This window comes from Asticcacaulis taihuensis (genome assembly GCF_900100255.1).
In the GTDB taxonomy this organism is placed as follows: domain Bacteria; phylum Pseudomonadota; class Alphaproteobacteria; order Caulobacterales; family Caulobacteraceae; genus Asticcacaulis; species Asticcacaulis taihuensis.
Genome location: NZ_FMTS01000003.1, coordinates 385,699 through 403,898, shown reverse-complemented (window position 1 = coordinate 403,898; position 18,200 = coordinate 385,699). Strand labels below are relative to the sequence as shown.

Annotated in this window: 14 protein-coding genes; 5 read left to right on the top strand and 9 right to left on the bottom strand. The window is 59.4% G+C overall.

Features of this window, described 5'->3' with window-relative positions:
- The first annotated feature begins 1 nt into the window (after position 1).
- Positions 2-1,159 carry an FkbM family methyltransferase gene (locus tag BLO49_RS10825; protein ID WP_090648182.1) on the top strand — a complete coding sequence of 386 codons (1,158 nt, stop codon included), beginning with the start codon at positions 2-4 and terminating at the stop codon, positions 1,157-1,159.
- Positions 1,160-1,165: 6 nt separating this feature from the next.
- Here the strand turns inward: BLO49_RS10825 and BLO49_RS10820 are convergent, their stop codons facing one another.
- A complete protein-coding gene (locus tag BLO49_RS10820) occupies positions 1,166-2,014 on the bottom strand; it encodes a universal stress protein (protein ID WP_090648340.1) in 849 nt (282 codons plus the stop codon).
- 138 nt (positions 2,015-2,152) lie between these two features.
- On the opposite strand from BLO49_RS10820, the gene BLO49_RS10815 reads away from it, so the two are divergent.
- Both BLO49_RS10815 and BLO49_RS10810 read left to right on the top strand, forming a co-directional pair.
- Entirely contained in the window at positions 2,153-2,791 is a 639-nt protein-coding gene (locus BLO49_RS10815; protein WP_170828299.1) for an HD domain-containing protein, read from the top strand.
- 5 nt (positions 2,792-2,796) lie between these two features.
- Entirely contained in the window at positions 2,797-3,750 is a 954-nt protein-coding gene (locus BLO49_RS10810) for an NUDIX hydrolase (RefSeq protein ID WP_090648176.1), read from the top strand.
- Between the two features lie 4 nt (positions 3,751-3,754).
- Here the strand turns inward: BLO49_RS10810 and BLO49_RS10805 are convergent, their stop codons facing one another.
- From BLO49_RS10805 to BLO49_RS10785, 5 genes are all read right to left on the bottom strand, one after another.
- Positions 3,755-4,426 (bottom strand): hypothetical protein, encoded by a 672-nt coding sequence (locus BLO49_RS10805; RefSeq protein ID WP_090648174.1) that lies wholly within the window; start codon positions 4,424-4,426, stop codon positions 3,755-3,757.
- 126 nt (positions 4,427-4,552) lie between these two features.
- A complete protein-coding gene (locus tag BLO49_RS10800; protein WP_090648172.1) occupies positions 4,553-5,434 on the bottom strand; it encodes an OmpA family protein in 882 nt (293 codons plus the stop codon).
- Positions 5,435-5,578: 144 nt separating this feature from the next.
- Positions 5,579-8,248 carry a pyruvate, phosphate dikinase gene (gene ppdK, locus BLO49_RS10795; RefSeq protein WP_090648338.1) on the bottom strand — a complete coding sequence of 890 codons (2,670 nt, stop codon included), beginning with the start codon at positions 8,246-8,248 and terminating at the stop codon, positions 5,579-5,581.
- A gap of 87 nt (positions 8,249-8,335) precedes the next feature.
- Complete coding sequence (gene glyS, locus BLO49_RS10790) at positions 8,336-10,693, bottom strand: glycine--tRNA ligase subunit beta (protein ID WP_090648170.1); 2,358 nt, start codon at positions 10,691-10,693, stop codon at positions 8,336-8,338.
- Complete coding sequence (locus BLO49_RS10785) at positions 10,693-11,586, bottom strand: glycine--tRNA ligase subunit alpha (protein ID WP_090648167.1); 894 nt, start codon at positions 11,584-11,586, stop codon at positions 10,693-10,695. Before BLO49_RS10785 ends, glyS begins: the two co-directional genes overlap by 1 nt.
- 128 nt (positions 11,587-11,714) lie before the next feature.
- Here BLO49_RS10785 and BLO49_RS10780 point away from each other — a divergent pair, with 128 nt between their 5' ends.
- Positions 11,715-13,028 (top strand): AmpG family muropeptide MFS transporter, encoded by a 1,314-nt coding sequence (locus BLO49_RS10780; RefSeq protein ID WP_090648165.1) that lies wholly within the window; start codon positions 11,715-11,717, stop codon positions 13,026-13,028.
- Positions 13,029-13,089: 61 nt separating this feature from the next.
- Complete coding sequence (locus tag BLO49_RS10775) at positions 13,090-13,557, top strand: DUF6157 family protein (protein ID WP_090648163.1); 468 nt, start codon at positions 13,090-13,092, stop codon at positions 13,555-13,557.
- Here BLO49_RS10775 and BLO49_RS10770 read toward each other — a convergent pair.
- The 3 genes from BLO49_RS10770 to BLO49_RS10760 all read right to left on the bottom strand — a co-directional run bounded on the left by BLO49_RS10770 (position 13,495) and on the right by BLO49_RS10760 (position 17,947).
- Positions 13,495-14,373 (bottom strand): 4-(cytidine 5'-diphospho)-2-C-methyl-D-erythritol kinase, encoded by an 879-nt coding sequence (locus tag BLO49_RS10770; protein WP_090648161.1) that lies wholly within the window; start codon positions 14,371-14,373, stop codon positions 13,495-13,497. The genes BLO49_RS10775 and BLO49_RS10770 overlap by 63 nt on opposite strands.
- A 5-nt stretch (positions 14,374-14,378) precedes the next feature.
- Positions 14,379-16,169, bottom strand: a complete 1,791-nt coding sequence (locus BLO49_RS10765; protein WP_245678986.1) for a tetratricopeptide repeat protein — start codon at positions 16,167-16,169, stop codon at positions 14,379-14,381.
- An 89-nt stretch (positions 16,170-16,258) separates the two neighbouring features.
- Entirely contained in the window at positions 16,259-17,947 is a 1,689-nt protein-coding gene (locus BLO49_RS10760) for an electron transfer flavoprotein-ubiquinone oxidoreductase (RefSeq protein ID WP_090648158.1), read from the bottom strand.
- Between the last annotated feature and the right edge of the window lie 253 nt (positions 17,948-18,200).

Below are 18,200 nucleotides of genomic sequence, written 5' to 3'. Positions count from 1 at the left end.
GATGACACAGGCCGCCCCCCTTCTGCCCGTGGCCCTTGGAAACCTCGATTTCAACGACATGGAGGTGCAGACATGGTTGAAGATCCACGCCGAGCGCAAGGCGACGCGCGATGTCCTGAAGCATCCGTTGATCCTGCTGGGGGCCGGGTCCGTCCTGGCCCAGCCTTTCGTCAACTACACTATCGCCCACGGCAAGGTCCTGGCCCTGATCGATAATGCCCGCGCCGGGCAGACCCTGCATGGTATTCCCTATGTCGGCGATGCCGCCCTGCCCAACCTGCTGGCCAAGACGCCCGAAGCGATCGGTGTGCTGTGCTGCGGGTCTGAAAACGCCATCGCCTATTTCACCGGCGCATGGGGTGAACGTCCGCAACCGTTGCTGAGTTATTTCGACGTTCTCAGCCAGTTACCGCCTGAGGCCGCCGGGCATCGACTGGGTTTCATGCCGTCCTTTTCCGATCCAGACCTGGCCATGGCCCTGCATGAAAAGGCCAAAGCCGTCTTCACTGATGCCTTAAGCCGCCAAACCCTCGACGCCATCATGCTGTACCGCCTGACCTGGGACAGCCGCTATATCGCCGCCATCGCCCGGCCCGAGAAAGCCATCTATTTCGAACTGGAGGCCATGCCGCTGGGCGAGCACGAAATCCTCGTTGATGGCGGCGCCTATGATGGCGATACCGTGCGGTCATTCAGTGCGCGGACAAAGGGCCGATACGACCATATCCATGCCTTCGAGATTGACCCGGTAAACGCCGACGCCTTCACTTTCAAAACGCAAGAAATGCCAAATGTAACGCTCCATCGCGTCGGCCTGTGGAACGAAAAGACGCAGATGGGCATCGAGCATCGCCCTGATGACGGCAGCCGTATCAGCAAGACCTCGACGATAATGGTACCGCTTGACGCCATGGACAATCTCGACCTCGGTCCGGTCAGCGTGATCAAGCTTGATGTCGAGGGCGCGGAAGTCCAGGCCCTGCAAGGGGCACGAAAACTGATTGCAAATCACAAGCCGAAATTGGCAATAAGCGCCTATCACCGGGCGGACGACTTTCAGACCCTGCTCGACACGGTCTCAGACCTGCGCGACGATTACCGACTGACCCTGCGGCATTATTCACCGATCATCTATGATACGGTCATCTACGCACTCTAATCTGACTTAATGCGCCATATAGAGATTGAGCTGCGTATGCTGCAAAAGCGCCCGCGTCGTGCCGCCAAAGGCAAATTCGCGCAGCCGTGACCGGCCATAAGCGCCAGCAACCATATAATCGGCCTTATGTCGTTCGGCTGCCGCCGTCAGCGCCTGAACGACATCCCCTTTCGGCAAGACATCGACCTCCGCCTTGAGGCCATGGGCCGCATAATAGGCCGCCAGACGTTCCAGTTCAGGTGGCTGATCCCCCACCGGCGCGCCGATAATGACAATCCGTGATGCTTTCTTGAGCAGTGGTACGGCTCGGCGGGCGGCACGTGACGACGGTTCCTTACCGTCCCATGCCACGACAGCCGTCCCATTGATATTAAACGGCTTGCGCGCGATGAAGACGCCCGTCCGCTCCTCCATGAGCACCTGCTGGAAGGCTTCGGAAAGCATCCCTTGCCCCCTGGCGCTGACATCGGAAAAGACCATCAGGTCCGACAGGCGCGTTTCCATCGCCAGATCCTGCCATACCGGAGAATTCAGTGCTGTGAAGGTCTTGCCGGGACATTCGACCGCGGCAAACTGCGCCCGCGCCGCCAGTTCGGATTCCTCGGCGGCCGTTTTCAGGCTCTCCATGGTCGCCATCTGGACCGTGCCCATGAAGCCCTCCCCAAGCCAGGGCGCCAGTTCTGCCGGATCGGGTGGCGTAAAGAGCACATTCAACTGCGCCTGGAAAGCCTTTGCTAACTGGGCTGCCAGTTCGAGCGCCAAAGCTTCACCAGCCGTGCCACTGACCGGCACGCTGATCCGCGACCATGCCTGTCCTTGGGCCAGGCCCTGGGCTTGCGTATTTGCATCCGACATCAGCGCCTCCATTTTTTGTGTATAGATTTGCATTTGGCGGCCCAAATCTCCGCCTGTGCTATACTTATATACCTTTCGGGATAAAAACCCGATGCGACAAATTCGGCAAGCGCCGATTATAGCCAGTTTGCGAAACCCATGCCGACAGCCAAAGCAAAATCTCCCACCATCAGAAGCCGCGCTAACGCCACCCTGCCGCCGCGCGCTTGGCAGCGTATGCTTTCCGGCCGCCGGCTTGACCTGCTTGATCCGGCGGCCATCGATATCGAGATCGATGATATCGCGCTCGGCCTGTCCCGCGTGGCGCGCTGGAACGGCCAGACCCTCGGCGAATTCGGCTTTAGCGTGGCCCAACACTGCCTGGTGGTCGATGATATCTGCGTCCATATCAATCCCTCGCTCAGGCCAGAGCACCGCCTGATGGCCCTGCTTCATGATGCGCCGGAATACGTCATCGGCGATATGATCTCGCCGTTCAAGGCCGCGCTTGGTTTCGATTACCGCCGCTTCGAGACCCATCTCGAACAGTCGATCTTCATCCGCTTCGGCCTGCCGGCTGTCATGCCGGCACCGGTCAAGACCCTGATCAAACGCGCCGATCATGCCTGCGCCTATTTTGAGGCGACGCAACTCGCTGGCTTTACCGACAGCGAAGCGCGGCAGTATTTCGGCGAACCGCCGGCGGGATACAGCCTGACCATTATCCCCCTCCCTGATAAGCTGGCGCGGGAAGCATTCGTCAGCCGCTTCGATGCGCTCATGAAGCTGAAGGGCTGAAACGCATGTCATTGGCGATCGAACTTTCGGCTGTGGTGGTGACCGTAAGGGATAATGAAGCCCTGGTCCTGTGCCTCAACCTGCCGAAGACCAGTCCGGAAGCCTATGCCTTACCCTCCGGCCCGTTCCTGCCGGAAAGTCACCGTACATTCGACCTGGCGCTGCGGGCCTTCGTGCGCGAACAGACCGGCTTCGCCATCGGCTATGTCGAACAGCTTTACAGTTTCGGTGACGATGGCCGGCAGGGCATTGCCGCCTCGGCGCCCGCCAGTGACCCGGAGGTCGATCGCGTCGTCTCGGTCGGCTATCTGGCCCTGACGCCACAGGCCGGGAATCAGGCACGGTTCGATGCCGCCTGGGTGCCGTTTCATCGCTTCTTCCCCTGGGAGGACTGGCGCAATACCGAGGTCAATCCTAACCTGGAAGCTCTGCGTCCCGCGCTTTCAAAATGGTGCGAAAGTGCCGAAACCGCCAGTGAACGCGCGCTGCGCCTTCGCCGGGTGGCGACGCTTTTTCCTGAAGACTTCGACAACTGGAACGAGGAGCGCGTGCTCGATCGCTACGAACTCCTGTACAATGCCGGGTTGACGGCCGAGGCCCACCGGGCGGATAGGGCCCAGGGCACCGTTTCCGCCGGCGAACCCATGGCCTCTGATCACCGCCGCATCCTGGCGACCGGCCTCTCCCGCCTGCGCGGCAAGCTGAAATACCGCCCGGTCATTTTCGAATTGATGCCTGAACGTTTTACGCTGCTGGAATTGCAGAAATCGATCGAAGCACTGTGCGGCCTGCGGCTGCACAAGCAGAATTTCCGTCGCGGGCTGGAACGGACCGGATTCGTCAAGCCCTTGGGCATCATGCGCGAGGATACCGGCGGGCGCCCGGCAGAACTATACACCTATGACCAGGAACAGTTCAGATTCGCGCCCTCTCTGGGCCTCAGCCTGCCCAGAGCCTGAACCTCTAATGCAGCCTGGCCAGACGCGCCGCCTGAGACATCCAGTTCTCACGGGCAACCCGCTCAGGCGACAGGATGCGATTGGAAATCCAGGCGACATTTTCCGGCGACCAGCCGGCGACCTGCCAGTAATAGAAGATGCCAAGGCTGTTCAGTTCACGCTGGCGGGCGGAATCGATGCCGGAAATCACCGTCAAGTCGTCCGGAGGGCTCTGCGGCACCCCCACGCGGATCGGCTCCAGCCCGGTGCCGGCCTGCTGCACCGCCGCCTGAATGCTTTCGGGCGTCATGGCGGCCAGGCTCGATACACGTCTTTGCAGGCTGTTGTCCTCACGGCGGATCAGCACATTGGTGGCCGCCGTATCCAGGCGTGGCGCGGGCTGCGGCGGCGCATAAGGTGCCTTGTCGCTCTCCGTAGCCTTCGACGGAACAAACGGCACCACCACCCCCGTGGTAAAGGCCTCGGCGGCGGCATCGAGATAGGCGACTGGTTGCGGTGGCGGCGCGGCGACCGGTTCGGGCGCGGCTACAGGCTCTTCATCGAAGCTGACACGCGGCCGTCCCTCGAAGGCGCTGTGATGGCTCTGGGCACGGCGTGACAGGTTCCAGCCCAGCCAGGCCGAAATCAAAAACGCCCCCAGCATAAGGCCCAGGGATTTCAGGATCAGGAGGATCATTTTACCCTTACCGCTTCAGTTTCGGTTTGCTGACACGTTTGGCGACAAAGCCGGTGATCAGGCCGAGACCGGCCGCCCCTGCCAAAAGCCAGCGCAATTCCATAACCAGATGCAGCATATTGCCCCCTATCCTGCGTTGACGGTAAAAACGACCCGGCGGTTCTTCGCCCGCCCTTCGGCCGTCAGGTTATCGGCCACCGGCAGCGCGCCGCCGAACCCGCGCACAATGACACGATCCGGCGCCAGACCCCGCGCAATCAGGGCATCGGCTGCCGCCTGCGCACGGGCCTGTGAAATTGTCTGGTTGACCATGCCGTCGCCGAGATTATCCGTATAGCCCGAAACCGTGAGGCGCACCTGCACCGGGCACGTCTTCACGACCTTGTACACATCGCCGATCAAGGCATCGCTTTCCGGAGTGAGGTCATAAGTGCCGGGTTTGTAGCTCACCTGACGGCCGGAGACCGCAGCAGCGATATCCTGATCGCAGGACCGCGCTGCCTGGGTACTGGCATCGAGGGCGTTATCGCCGGCCACGCGTGGCAAGTCACCGGCGGACGAATTGAGTGAAGCGACGGCGGTGGCGCCGTCGCCATGAATGATTTCTATACCTGGCGTCTTTACGGCCGGGACCGCAGCCCTTGATACAGCCGGCGGAACTTCGGCAACCGTCGAGCTGACCGACGGCGTAACCACCTGAACGGCGCTGATCGGACTGTTGACGAGTTTTCCGCCTGGCAGGACTGGCTCGTTCATCGTCACATCGGCCAGTGTGGCCTGGGCTTGAGTCAATTGCGCCCTGGCTTCCGGCGTATCATTCGCCGCCTTCAGGGTCACCGCCTGGCCGGATACATCCGCCTTGACCTGATGCAAACCCTTCACCGCCAGAGCCTTGTCTACGCTGCTTTTCAGATCGGCTTCCATGGCCGGCAGCACACGATACAGCCCCACGGCGCTGAGAATGGCGAGGCTTGAAAACCCTGCGATCCATACGGCCCTGACTGTCATCGGTTACCCCCACACGAATTCAGATTGCGTTAACCTTTTTATCGCGTGCGGCCGCAACAAACAACCACCCAAAACAACTGAGAGGGGACAAATAAATTGCCCCCTCCCGAATGTGCTTTCGATGTAACGAGCCGTCAGCCCTTGTTAGCCCCTCTGGGCCGCAATTGCCGCCTGTGCCGCCGCCAGACGCGCGACCGGCACGCGATAGGGCGAACAGGAGACATAGGCGAGGCCGGCGCCATGACAGAAGGCGATCGAAGCCGGATCACCGCCGTGTTCGCCGCAGATGCCCATCTTGATATCCGGGCGCTGCTTGCGGCCTTTTTCGGCAGCTATCTTGATCAGCGCGCCAACACCATCCTGGTCGAGCGAGACGAACGGGTCCTTCTCGAAGATACCCTTTTCGATATAGGGGTTCAGGAAGCGGCCGGAGTCATCGCGGCTGATGCCGAAGGTGGTCTGGGTCAGGTCGTTGGTGCCGAAGGAGAAGAATTCTGCCGTCTCGGCCAGTTTGTCGGCCAGCAGGGCGGCGCGCGGCAGTTCGATCATGGTGCCGACCATATAGGCGATGTCCTTGCCCTTGGCGGCGAAGACTTCCTTGGCGATCTTGTGAGTCATGGTCGTCAAGTAGGCCATTTCCTCACGCGTGGCGACCAGCGGGTGCATGATCTCCGGCTTCGGATTGCCACCGGCAGCCGCCACTTCCACCGCCGCCTCGAAAATCGCACGAAGCTGGCTTTCGTAAATTTCCGGGAAGGTGACGCCAAGACGGCAGCCGCGCCAGCCCAGCATCGGGTTGGTTTCACTGAGTTCCTTGGTGCGCTTATAGAGCTTTTCCTCACCGACGCCCGAAGCCTCGGCCACGGCCTTCATGTCTTCGGCCGTATGGGGCAGGAATTCATGCAATGGCGGATCGAGCAGGCGGATGGTCACCGGCAGACCGTCCATGATCTGGAACAGCTCTGCGAAATCGGCCTTTTGCATCGGCTGGATCTTTTCCAGTGCCTTGCGGCGGCCGGCTTCATCATCGGCCAGGATCATTTCGCGCACCGCCGAGATGCGTTCGTCATCGAAGAACATATGTTCGGTGCGGCACAGACCAATGCCTTCGGCGCCGAAGCCAATCGCCGTGCGGGCATCCGCAGGTGTTTCGGCGTTGGTACGGATAGCCAGGGTCTTGTATTCGTCGGCCCACTTCATGATCTGGTGAAAGTCTTCCGAGAATTCCGGCTCAATCATGCGGATGGCGCCCTTCATGATCTCGCCCGAAGAGCCATCGAGCGTGATGATTTCACCGTGCCTGAAGGTCTGACCGCGCGACACGAACTCGCCGCGCTCGGCATAGATGTTCATTTCACCGGCACCGGAAACACAAGGCCGTCCCATGCCACGCGCCACGACGGCCGCGTGCGAGGTCATGCCGCCGCGCGCTGTAACGATGGCCTTGGCGGCGTGCATCCCGTGAATATCTTCCGGCGAGGTCTCGTCACGCACCAGGATGACATCTTCGCCAGCCGCGGCAAAGCGCACGGCGTCATCGGCGGTGAAGACGATCTTGCCCGAAGCGGCGCCCGGAGAGGCCGGCAGGCCGCGCGCGATGACCACCTTCTCGGCCTTGGGGTCAAGCATCGGATGCAACAGTTGATCGAGCGCCGAGGCATCGATGCGCATCAAGGCTTCTTCCGGCGTAATCAGGCCCTCTTTGGCCATATCCACCGCAATCTTGAGCGCGGCCTTGGAGGTGCGCTTGGCATTGCGGGTCTGGAGCATGTAGAGCTTACCCTGCTCCACCGTAAACTCGACGTCCTGCACATCGCGGTAGTGGTTTTCCAGCGTATCAACCGTTGACTTGAACTGGCTGAACACCTCCGGCAACGACTCTTCCATGGAAAGCGAGCGTTCACCCATCTCCTCACGGGCCTTCTTCGTGAGGGCCTGCGGGGTGCGGATACCGGCCACCACATCCTCGCCCTGAGCATTGAGCAGGAACTCACCGTAAAGATCGCTGTCGCCGGTTGACGGATTGCGCGTGAAGGCGACGCCCGTGGCCGAGGTCTGGCCCATATTGCCGAAGACCATTGACTGAATATTGACGGCGGTGCCCCAGTCTTCCGGAATATCGTGCATCTTGCGATAGAACTTGGCGCGATCGTTCATCCACGAACTGAAGACGGCCCTGACCGCGCCCCAGAGCTGGGCCTTGGGGTCTTGCGGGAAGTCTTCGCCCAGCTCGGACTTCACCATCGCCTTGTAGTCGGCAATGATCTTCGCCCAGTCCTTGTCGGTGATGTCGGTATCGACCGTGACGCCGAGGCGATCCTTGTGATCGTCGAGAATGTCTTCAAAGCTGTGGTGGCTGACATTCAGCACCACATTGGAATACATGGTGATGAAACGACGGTAGCAATCGAGCGCAAAACGGCGATCACCGGTAAGCGAAGCCAGACCTTCGACCGTTTCATCGTTCAGGCCGAGATTGAGCACCGTGTCCATCATGCCCGGCATCGAGGCGCGCGCCCCGGAACGGACCGACACCAGCAGCGGGTTTTCAACCTTGCCAAAGCCTTTACCAGTGGTTGCCTCCAGATCGGCCAGCGCCTTTTCAACCTCGTCCACCAGACCGTCCGGCAGGGCCTGTTCATTCCTGAAATAATGGACGCAGGCTTCCGTGGTAATGGTGAAACCGGCCGGCACCGGCAGGTTGAGCGAGGACATTTCGGCCAGATTGGCCCCCTTGCCGCCCAGCAGGGCCTTCATAGAGGCATTGCCATCAGCCTTTCCGGCTTTGAAGGCGTAAACCCAGTGCTTTGACATGAACTTTCCCTTTTCAGTCATAACTTGATATCTTAAGCGAAGTGCTTACGGAAAATCTTTGTTTTCCTTATTATTATAAAAATTCAATCAGGTGATTTTGCTCAGATCGGCAATCTCACCGGACAGGTCACACACAGCTTTCAGCATGGCCAGGCGGTTGGCGCGAACACTCGCGTCCTCCGCATTGACCAGCACGCCATCTAGGAAGGCGTCGATATTTTCTCGCATTGCAGCAATTTCCCGCAAAGCGTCAATATATTTTTCCTGTTCAAGCGCCATGCCAATCGTGCGATGTGCCACATTGAGGCGCGTCAGCAGCGCACTTTCGACGGCGGGCGCACCCGGCAGGGCTCGCGGTTCGGTCTTCGGCAGGTCACCCTTTTTGGATTCGGCGGCGAGAATATTGGCAGCGCGCTTGTGGGCGGCCAACAGGTCTTCGCCTTCCGGCGTTTTCAGGATCGCTTCCAGGGCGGCGATTTTTTGTGTCTGGCGCACGACATCGCCGTCCTTCAGTGCGAAAACCGCTTCAATGACATCGAAGCGATGGCCTTCGTCCTTGAGCTGAACCTTCAGGCGATCGGCCATGAAGTCTTCAATTTCCGTACTGACCTGTCCATAGCCGCGGAAGGTCAGCAAGGCGCCTTCGACTTCGGGGACATTCGGTACATGCTCGTACATAATGTCGAGGTCGTAATCTCGATCGGTCGGGATCACCCAGACCGGGCTTTCGAGCAGCCCTTGCCTGAAATCGCGCAGGTAGTTGTCAAAAATCTCACCCTCGCCTTCGGCCACGCGCGGTCCAGCCGAACCGCGCCAGTTGTCGGTATCAACATAGACGGCGCGATCCGGACCAGCATAGATCAGCAGGCTCTTGTACCAGAAGCCGACGAGTTCATTGAGCGATATGCGCACATTGTGCTGACGCAGAATACGCAAGATTCCGAGCGCCGAGCGACGCAGGGCAAACGGGTCCTTCGAGCCGGTCGGCTTTTCATCGATGGCGAAGAAACCGATCAGCGTATCGAGTTTATCGGCCAGGGCCACAGCAGCCGAAACGGCAGCTTCCGGCACACTGTCCGAAGGGCCTTGCGGCTTGTAATGCTCACGAATGGCATTGGCGATCTCAGGTTTCAGGCCGGCGGCATCGGCGTAGTAACCGCCCATCACGCCCTGCAATTCCGGGAATTCGCCCACCATGTAGGAGGCCAGGTCGGCCTTGGCGAGCCGCGCTGCCTCGGCTGTGACGGCCGGATCGGCATGGACAAACGGCGCGATGGCCTGGGCCAGTTCGACAATGCGCGCCACGCGCTGCGCCATGGTGCCGAGCTTGGCGTGGAAGGTCACACCTTCCAGCTTTTTCAACCATTGATCGAAGTTGCCCTGACGATTGTCTTCCTTCCAGAAGAAGACACCGTCCGACAAACGCGCCGACAGCACCTTGGCATTGCCGCGCTTGATTTCAGCGCCGCCATCGACCGCCTTCATGTTCGAAGTGATGAGAAATTTCGGTGCCAATTTCACAAAATGAAGAGGACTTTTTTCATTTGATCCAAGCGATACAACATCACCAGCTGTCAATTGGCCTTGGTAAAAGATGTCATGTGTCGCCTTACCAACTGAGAAATATTTCTGGTGCGTGCGCATCGAGGTCTTGATGACTTCCGGCGGCAAGGTCAGGAACTGCGGATCCATATCGCCCAGCAGCGGCACGGGGAACTCGTTCAGGCCGGCCACCTCTTCGAGCAATCCCTGATCCTCGATCAGTTCGCAGCCGGCTTCGGCGCAGACGGCCTTCGCCTGTTCCAGGATGATTTTCTGACGATCGGCATGATCCAGAATGACAGAATTATCGGCCAAGGCCTTCTGGTAACTGGCGAAATCGCTCACCGGCAACACCTGGCCAGACCCAAGGAAGCGATGGCCCTCGGTCAGGTTAGATGCCGTCAGGCCTTCCAGCTCGAACGGAATGACCTGCCCGTCGAACAGGAACAGAATGCGCTTCAGCGGACGCACCCAGCGGAAGGTGCTGGTGCCTGAACGCATCGACTTCGGCCACGGGAAGCTCAGGATGACCTCACGCAGCATCTCACCCAGTACGTCGGCGGTCTTGACGCCTGGCTTTTCTATGCGCGCCATCCAGACGCCGTTTTCCAGAACCAGCTTATCCTGCGTCAAGCCAACCTTACGCAGAAAGCCTTCCATCGCCTGCGCCGGCGCGCTTTCCTTCGGCCCCTTGACCTCTTCGGTCACGGCGGCCGTTTCCTTCGGCAGACCATCGACAACCAGAGCCAGGCGGCGCGGGCCGACATAGGCTTTCAAGGCTTCATAGCTCAGACCAGCCACCGACAGTTTGGCGCCAAACAGACGCTCGAAATCACGCGCCGCCGCCAGTTGCATACGGGCCGGAATTTCCTCGGAGAACAGTTCGATCAACAGTTGAGCCATTACCGTGCCTCCTCCTGGCGCGCCCATTCGGTGGCGCAGGCCTTACAGAGATCACGGATACGGCCGATATAGGATTGGCGCTCGGCCACGGCGATGGCGCCGCGCGCGTCCATCAGGTTGAACAGGTGCGACGCCTTGAGCACATGGTCATAGGCCGGCAGGACCAGTGGATAGCCGAGGGAATTCTTTGTTTCCAGAATACGCTTCACCTGGATTTCCATATCCTCGAACTGGCGCTTGAGCGTGGCCACGTCGGAGGCCTCGAAATTGAAGGCCGAGAACTGGCGTTCCTGTTCCTTGAACACGTCGCCATACTTGACGCCGGCCTTGTTAAACTTCAGGTCGTAGACATTGTCGACATTCTGAACATACATGGCCAGACGCTCCAGCCCGTAGGTCAGCTCGCCGGACACGACATCGACCTCAATGCCGCCAACGCCCTGGAAGTAGGTGTACTGCGTCACCTCCATGCCATCGCACCACACTTCCCAGCCGAGGCCCCAGGCGCCGACGGTCGGGTTTTCCCAGTCGTCCTCGACAAAGCGAATATCGTGCAATTGCGGATCGAGCCCGATGGCCTTCAGCGAACCGAGATAGAGCGCCTGAAGGTTTTCCGGGTTCGGCTTCAGGATGACCTGATACTGGTAATAGTGCTGGAGGCGGTTCGGGTTCTCGCCATAGCGGCCGTCGACCGGACGGCGCGACGGCTGCACATAGGCGGCCTTCCATGGCTTCTTGCCGAGCGCGCGCAGAACCGTCGCCGGATGCAGAGTGCCCGCGCCGACCTCGACATCATAGGGCTGGAGAATCGCGCAGCCCTGTTCGGACCAGTATGCGTGAAGGGTCAGGATTAAATCCTGAAAGGACAAGGGCTCTTTGGGGGCGTCAGCCATAATCAATCTGCAAATAGCGGAAATTTGGCGCGAACATAGAGGGGTGACCGCTATCGGGCAAGCCAAAAGACCCGGTAATTTAAAAGAAAACCTGTGCCTGTGACCGAGAATCTGGCTTCACTGCGGATATGATCGCCAGCGAAACCAAAAACCGCCTGAAAGCCGTCATCACGGCCCTGAAACAGCCGACCTCGTGGTTGCTGCTTGGCATGGGCTTTTCCGCCGGCCTGCCCTTTCTGCTCGTTGGCGGAACTTTAAGTTTCTGGTTAAGAAGCGCCGGTATCTCCCTGACCCTGATCGGTTTTATTACCTCCGTGAGCATCATCTATGGCGCCAAGGTTTTGTGGGCGCCGTGGATGGACAAGTTTCGCCTGCCCCTGCTCTATCGCTGGCTGGGCCAGAGACGCAGCTATATGCTGTTGTCGCAGGTCGGCGTCGCTGCGGGCCTGAGCCTGATGGCCATTTACGGCCCTCACCACCTGGTTGCCTTTATCTGTGCCGCCCTATTTGTCGCCTTCGCCGCCGCCTCGCAGGAAATCGCCATCGATGCCTGGCGGGTCGAACAGACTGAAAATGCCGCCGATCAGGCACTCAATCCCAGCTTTTACGCCTACGGTTTCCGCATCGCCATACTGACGACCGATGCCCTGATCCTGGTATTATCCAAAAGGGTCGGCTGGCCATTGTCCTACCAGATACTGGCCCTGGCCATGCTGATCGGCGTGACCGTTACCCTGCTGTCGCCGCGCAGCACTATAGAGACACAGGCGCACGCCAAAACCAAAACCCTCTATCAACTGATCGTCGAACCTTTCGTCAGCTTCTTCCAGGCGCATAAGGGCACGGCCGGTCTGATCCTGCTCACCCTAGCGCTTTACCGCCTGCCCGACTACCTGACCAATATCGCCGGCGCCATGTATGTCGATACAGGGCTGGATTCCGACACCATCGCAGCCATGCGCGCCACGATCGGGCTCGTAGCGTCCTTTGCCGGAATCGCCGCCGGCGGTTCCTGCCTGCTGCTTCTCGGCGTACGGCGCACCTTCTGGCTTGGCGCCCTGCTCGGTCCCATATCTAATATCTGCTTTTCGTGGATGTCGGTCGCGCACGGCGATCCAATGGTTTTCGCCATTACCCTGGTCGGCGACAACTTTGCCAATGGCATCGCCGAAACGGCATTTGTCGCCTTCATGACCCAGCAGGTGCTAAACAGCGAACAGGGCCGTGAGCATACCCTCACCCACTATGCCCTGATGTATTCTGTGGCGGCCCTGACCGGAAAAATCCTCAAGGGTTTCACCGGGTGGACTGTCGACCTGATGACGCCGCACTTAGGTCTCTTCAACGCCTATTCGGCCTTCTTCATCGCTACTGCCGCAATCGGGCTGCCCTGCCTGTTCCTGTGCTGGCGACTGCGGCAAAAAGGCGTATTCTCGTCCTGATATTCATATGGTCTTTTTATGCAGAGAAGGCGTAAGCCGTCTTGAACAGGGGGACTGACACATGAAAAAGATCACCAATACCTTTATCATCCAGGCCGATGACAGTACAGCCACCATTGGCATCGTCCCCACGGCCAAGGCCGGCAAGCCCAGTCTGGCGCAAATGCACTATGAACTGCTGGCCGAACATCCCTACGAGTACGATCTCGACAGTTTCAATTTTGAAGTCTGGTGCCGGCGCAATGATATCGACGAAGCCGACCGCGAAAGTCACCGCGCGGCGTTTTTCTCCAAGGGACACCCCTGTATGCGCGCCTCACCCCTGACCAAGACGCACGGCTTTGGTGCGCACTATAACAGCGCCGGCAAGATCGCCATCTATCCCGTCGATTCAGTGGCTTATCGCAAACTGCTCAATGATCCGGAAAACAAGGTCGAAATGGCCATGCGTTCCAAACGCCCGGCGTCATCCCAGCCGGCAGGCGCGCACCCACGCGGCCGGCATCATCGCCTGCATTCGCCCGCTTAGGGCACTGGCCGCTTCGTCCGTCTCGCACAGGGCAAAGCAGGTGGCGCCCGAACCCGACATCCGGGCAAACAGGGTTTCCTTTTGCGCTTCCAGCGCCGTCAGCACTTCGGCGATCACAGGCTGCAAATGAATAGCCGGCGATTGCAGGTCATTGCGTGTGTGGCTCAGCGCCGAAATCAATTGCCGGATATCGCTCACGTCCAAAAAACCGGACATCGCCTCAATCTCGTTGAACCGCCCCACGGCATCGTATCCGCCATAAACCCTGGCCGTGGCACATTCGACACCCGGATTGACCAGAACAGCCGGAACTTCTGGCAGGGTTACCGGCGTCAGCCGTTCGCCGTAGCCCTCCGCGAATGCCGATTGGCTCCACAAGCACATGATACCATCAGCGCCGATCGCCCCCGCAATTGCCGCCAGGTCGCTGTCCGGCATATTCGGCGCGTACAACTCCCGCAACAAGCGCAGGGTCGCACCTGCATCGGCGCTGCCGCCCCCAATCCCCGATGCCACCGGCAAGTTCTTGGTCAGGCGGATAGTGTGACGGTCCACCCTCACCCCGGCAGCGGCCTCAAAACGCCGCACGGCCTTCAGGATCAGGTTGCTTTCATCCGCTTGCAGCCCTTCGGCAAACGGCCCTTCAATGCTCAGACACGAAATTAAATTCTTTGAAGAACCTGCTGACTGCAAAGGCGAAAATGTCACCTCATCGCCAATATCGGCGAAGGCCACCAGGCTTTGCAAGGGGTGATAGCCGCGCGCATCGGGGGCCGCGACATGCAGGTAGAGATTGACCTTGGCGGCCGCCAGCATTGTCGTCACGGGTGTGATTTACGCTCGTCATTCAGCGCCGTCGTCGTCGCCTTAGGCTTAGCGTTGGCTATTTTCAGGCTGGCGGCATTGGCGTCAAGCTTGCGGCGTACGGCTTCTGCCTGCTTTTCCGTCGTTTTCAGGGTCAAGACACGCTGCCACTCGTAGCCGGCCTCGGTATCACGGCCAAGCGCCTTGTAGACATCACCCAGATGCTCGTTGATTTCCGGGTCGGCCGGCTCCATCTGGACGGCCTGCTCGATGAAATCGAGCGCCTGGTCATACTGGCCCTTCTTGTAATAGCCCCAGCCCAGCGAATCGATGATCGCGCCGGATTTAGGGCTAACCTTCAGCGCCTGCCGGATCAGGTCCATGCCCTGATCGACCTGCTCACCGCGGTTAACCCAGCCATACCCCAGGAAGTTGAGGATTTCCGGCTGGTTGCCATTTATGGCGCGCGCCTTGGTGATGGCGGCCTCGGCATCGCTCCAGCGGTCCAGACCTTCATAGACAACAGCCTGCGTGTAAAGTGCCTGCCAGCCGAAGTCCTTGTCGCCCACGCGTTTGATCCGCGCATCTAGCAGGTCCAATGCGTCCGCGTCCTGGTCCAAGGCGTGCAGAATGCCGGCTTTTTCAACGATCAGACTGAGATTGTCTGGATCGTGTTCAAGCCCCTGGTTGGCCAGCACCAGTGCCTGATCGAGTTTTTCGTCATTACGCATCGCCCAGATGCGACGCAGGGTGGCCTCATTGTAAAAGGGCGAGGCCGGCTTGATACTGGCCCAGGCGGAATCGGCCGCGTCGCTGTCCTTCAGTTCCTGCTGAACCTGCCCCAGGAAGATGCGCTCGCGGTCGGAGCTATTGTCGAGGTACATAGACAGATGCAGGCTCGCCAGGGCGAACTCGCTGTCATGCTCGCTGAACGACACCGTCGAGGAGACAAACAGAGCCTGCGACATGCTCTCGACGAGTCCCGGCAGGGCCGGCGCCTTGCTGTCACCGGACGCCAGCCGTTTCAGGGCCTGCACCGCAAGGGCATCACTGGTCTGGTCGGCAATCGCCTGCCAGATGGTTTTCGCTTCATCCCTGCGCCCCTGGCGTTCGAGGAAAGCGGCATAGTCAGGCCCAAAGATAAAGGTGGCGGCGCCCGGCTGATAAAGCAACTTGTAGATCGCCTCAGCATCGGCCGCATTGCCCTTCAATTCGTTGATCCGTGCCCGGTCCGCCTTGATCAGATAGGATAGCAGGCGGTCACGGTCATTGCCTTGCAGGGCCGCATCGCCAGATTCGTCCAGCGCCGCCTTCCACTGGCCGTTCATCGCCAGTATGTAAGGGCGAAGCAGAAGGCCATTGCGGTCATGCGGATTGACCTTGAGCAACGCATCGATGTCCTTCAGGGCCGGCACGGGCTTATCCGATTTGACAGCTTTGACCGCACCAATCAGCGACACCATCAGCCGGCTCGTGTCGGTGGTCGCCGTCATCCCCTGCGCCACAGTGGAAGCGCGGTCGATATCTCCGCTCAAAATGCTGATCAGAAAGGCTTTTTCGCGCAGGTCGCCGTCGGAAGGGTCCGCCAGGGTGGCGGCGCTCATTGCCTGGGCGGCGGTCGAGACATCGCCCTGGGCCATGGCGAAGCGGCCGATAAGGTAATTGGCATAGGGGCTGGGATAGACGCTCAGTTCCTGGCGCGCATCGCCATAGATGACCCGCGGCGGCGGCACCTTTTCGCTGGCATAAACCTGTCCGGCCAGGGCAAGTCCGATCAGCACAAACCCAAAACCGGATGTCCGCAGCACACTCTTTTTCACGTTACGATCTGCCTCTGCCTGATACCCGTTTTTAAAACATACATTCAATATAGGGCTAAAATACGTAACATAAAAGTTTACATGTTCGGATAATTGGGACCGCCGCCGCCTTCCGGACAGACCCAGACGATATTATTGGTCGGATCCTTGATGTCGCAGGTTTTGCAATGGACACAGTTCTGGGCATTGATCTGCAGGCGCGGTTCGCGCGTTTCCAGGCCGACGATCTCATAAACCCCGGCCGGGCAATAGCGCTGCGCCGGCTCAGCATATTTGGCCAGATTGATGTCAATCGGGATATGGGGGTCTTTCAGCTTCAGGTGGACCGGCTGGTCTTCTTCGTGGTTGGTGGCGGAAATAAACACCGAGGACAGCTTGTCGAAGGTCACCACGCCATCCGGCTTGGGATAGGCGATCGGCTTGAACTGCGCTGCCGGCTTGAGCGAATGCGCATCGCTCTTCTTGTGGTGCCAGGTGCCGAGGAAAGAAAATCCCCCCATCAGGCTGGTCAGCATCATTTCCACACCGCTGATCAGGGTGCCGAGATTGGTGCCGAATTTGGTCAGGATCGGCTTGACGTTGCGGACGAGCTTCAGTTCCTTCGCCACATCGGAATGCTCATAGGCTTTCTGGTAGGCTTCGAGCACCTTCGGCGTTTCGCCCGAACCCAGCGCCTTAACGATGGCGTCCGCCGCCAGAATGCCGGTTTTCATGGCGTTGTGGCTGCCCTTGATGCGCGGCAGGTTGACGAACCCGGCCGAGCAGCCGATCAGCGCGCCGCCGGGGAAGACCAGGCGCGGCACCGATTGATAACCGCCCTCGTTAATCGCGCGGGCGCCATAGGCTACACGCTCGCCACCTTCCAGCACCTCGCGGATCGACGGATGCAGCTTGAAGCGCTGGAACTCATCAAATGGCGACAGGTACGGGTTCTCATAGTTGAGATGGACGACAAAGCCGATCGAAACGTAATGATCGCCGAAGTGATAGAGGAAGGAGCCGCCGCCGGTCTTATCGTTCAACGGCCAGCCCAGAGTGTGCTGCACCAGACCTGGCTTGAACTTTTCCGGTTTGACCTTCCACAATTCCTTGAGGCCGATGCCATATTTCTGGACATCGCTTTTGGCGTCGAGTTCGAACTTGCGGATAACGGTCTGCGACAGGGAGCCACGCGCCCCTTCAGCAAACAGCGTGTATTTGGCACGCAGTTCCAGGCCTGGCTGATAATCTGGCTTGTGATGGCCGTCGCGGGCAATGCCGAACACACCCGCCACCACACCGGCCACAGCGCCTTCGGCATCATAAAGCACTTCCGAACAGGCCATGCCGGGATAGATTTCGACACCCAGCCCTTCCGCCTGTTCCGCCAGCCAGCGGCAGAGATTGCCAAGGGAGGCGATGTAGCAGCCGTGATTGCTCATATAGCCGGGTTTGGGCAGGGCCGAGATATCCATGGCGCCCTGAGGGCCAAGATAGATGAACTTATCGTCGGTCACAGGCGTTTCCAGCGGCGCCCCCATCTCTTTCCAGTCAGGAAAGAGCTTGTTCAGCCCCGACGGATCGATAACCGCGCCGGAAAGGATATGCGCGCCAATTTCCGAGCCCTTTTCCAGCAGGGCGACGCTGATGTCCTGACCGGCCTTTTGGGCCTGCTGCTTCAGCCGTATCGCCGCCGACAGGCCCGCCGGACCGCCGCCTACGATGACCACATCATATTCCATGGCCTCGCGTTCGATCACCGGTTCAGTCTCTGGGGTATCGGACATTAAACACTTGCTCCTGAAACGGCGCACGGCGCCTTCCATACATCTTCAGTTTCAGGGACATCCGTTTTGCTTTGAACTTTGGTCCAGCTCCCGATAAGAGTGGACGCATTGTTTTTGCCAAGGCCCCTGCCCGTTATGATTCCGTCTGATGACCTCCGTTCAGAGATCGAAAGCTATCTCGGCTTTCTGATCGATCATGAACTGGAAGACGCATACGAAACAGAGCCTCTTAATCGGACTCTCTCCGAAAATA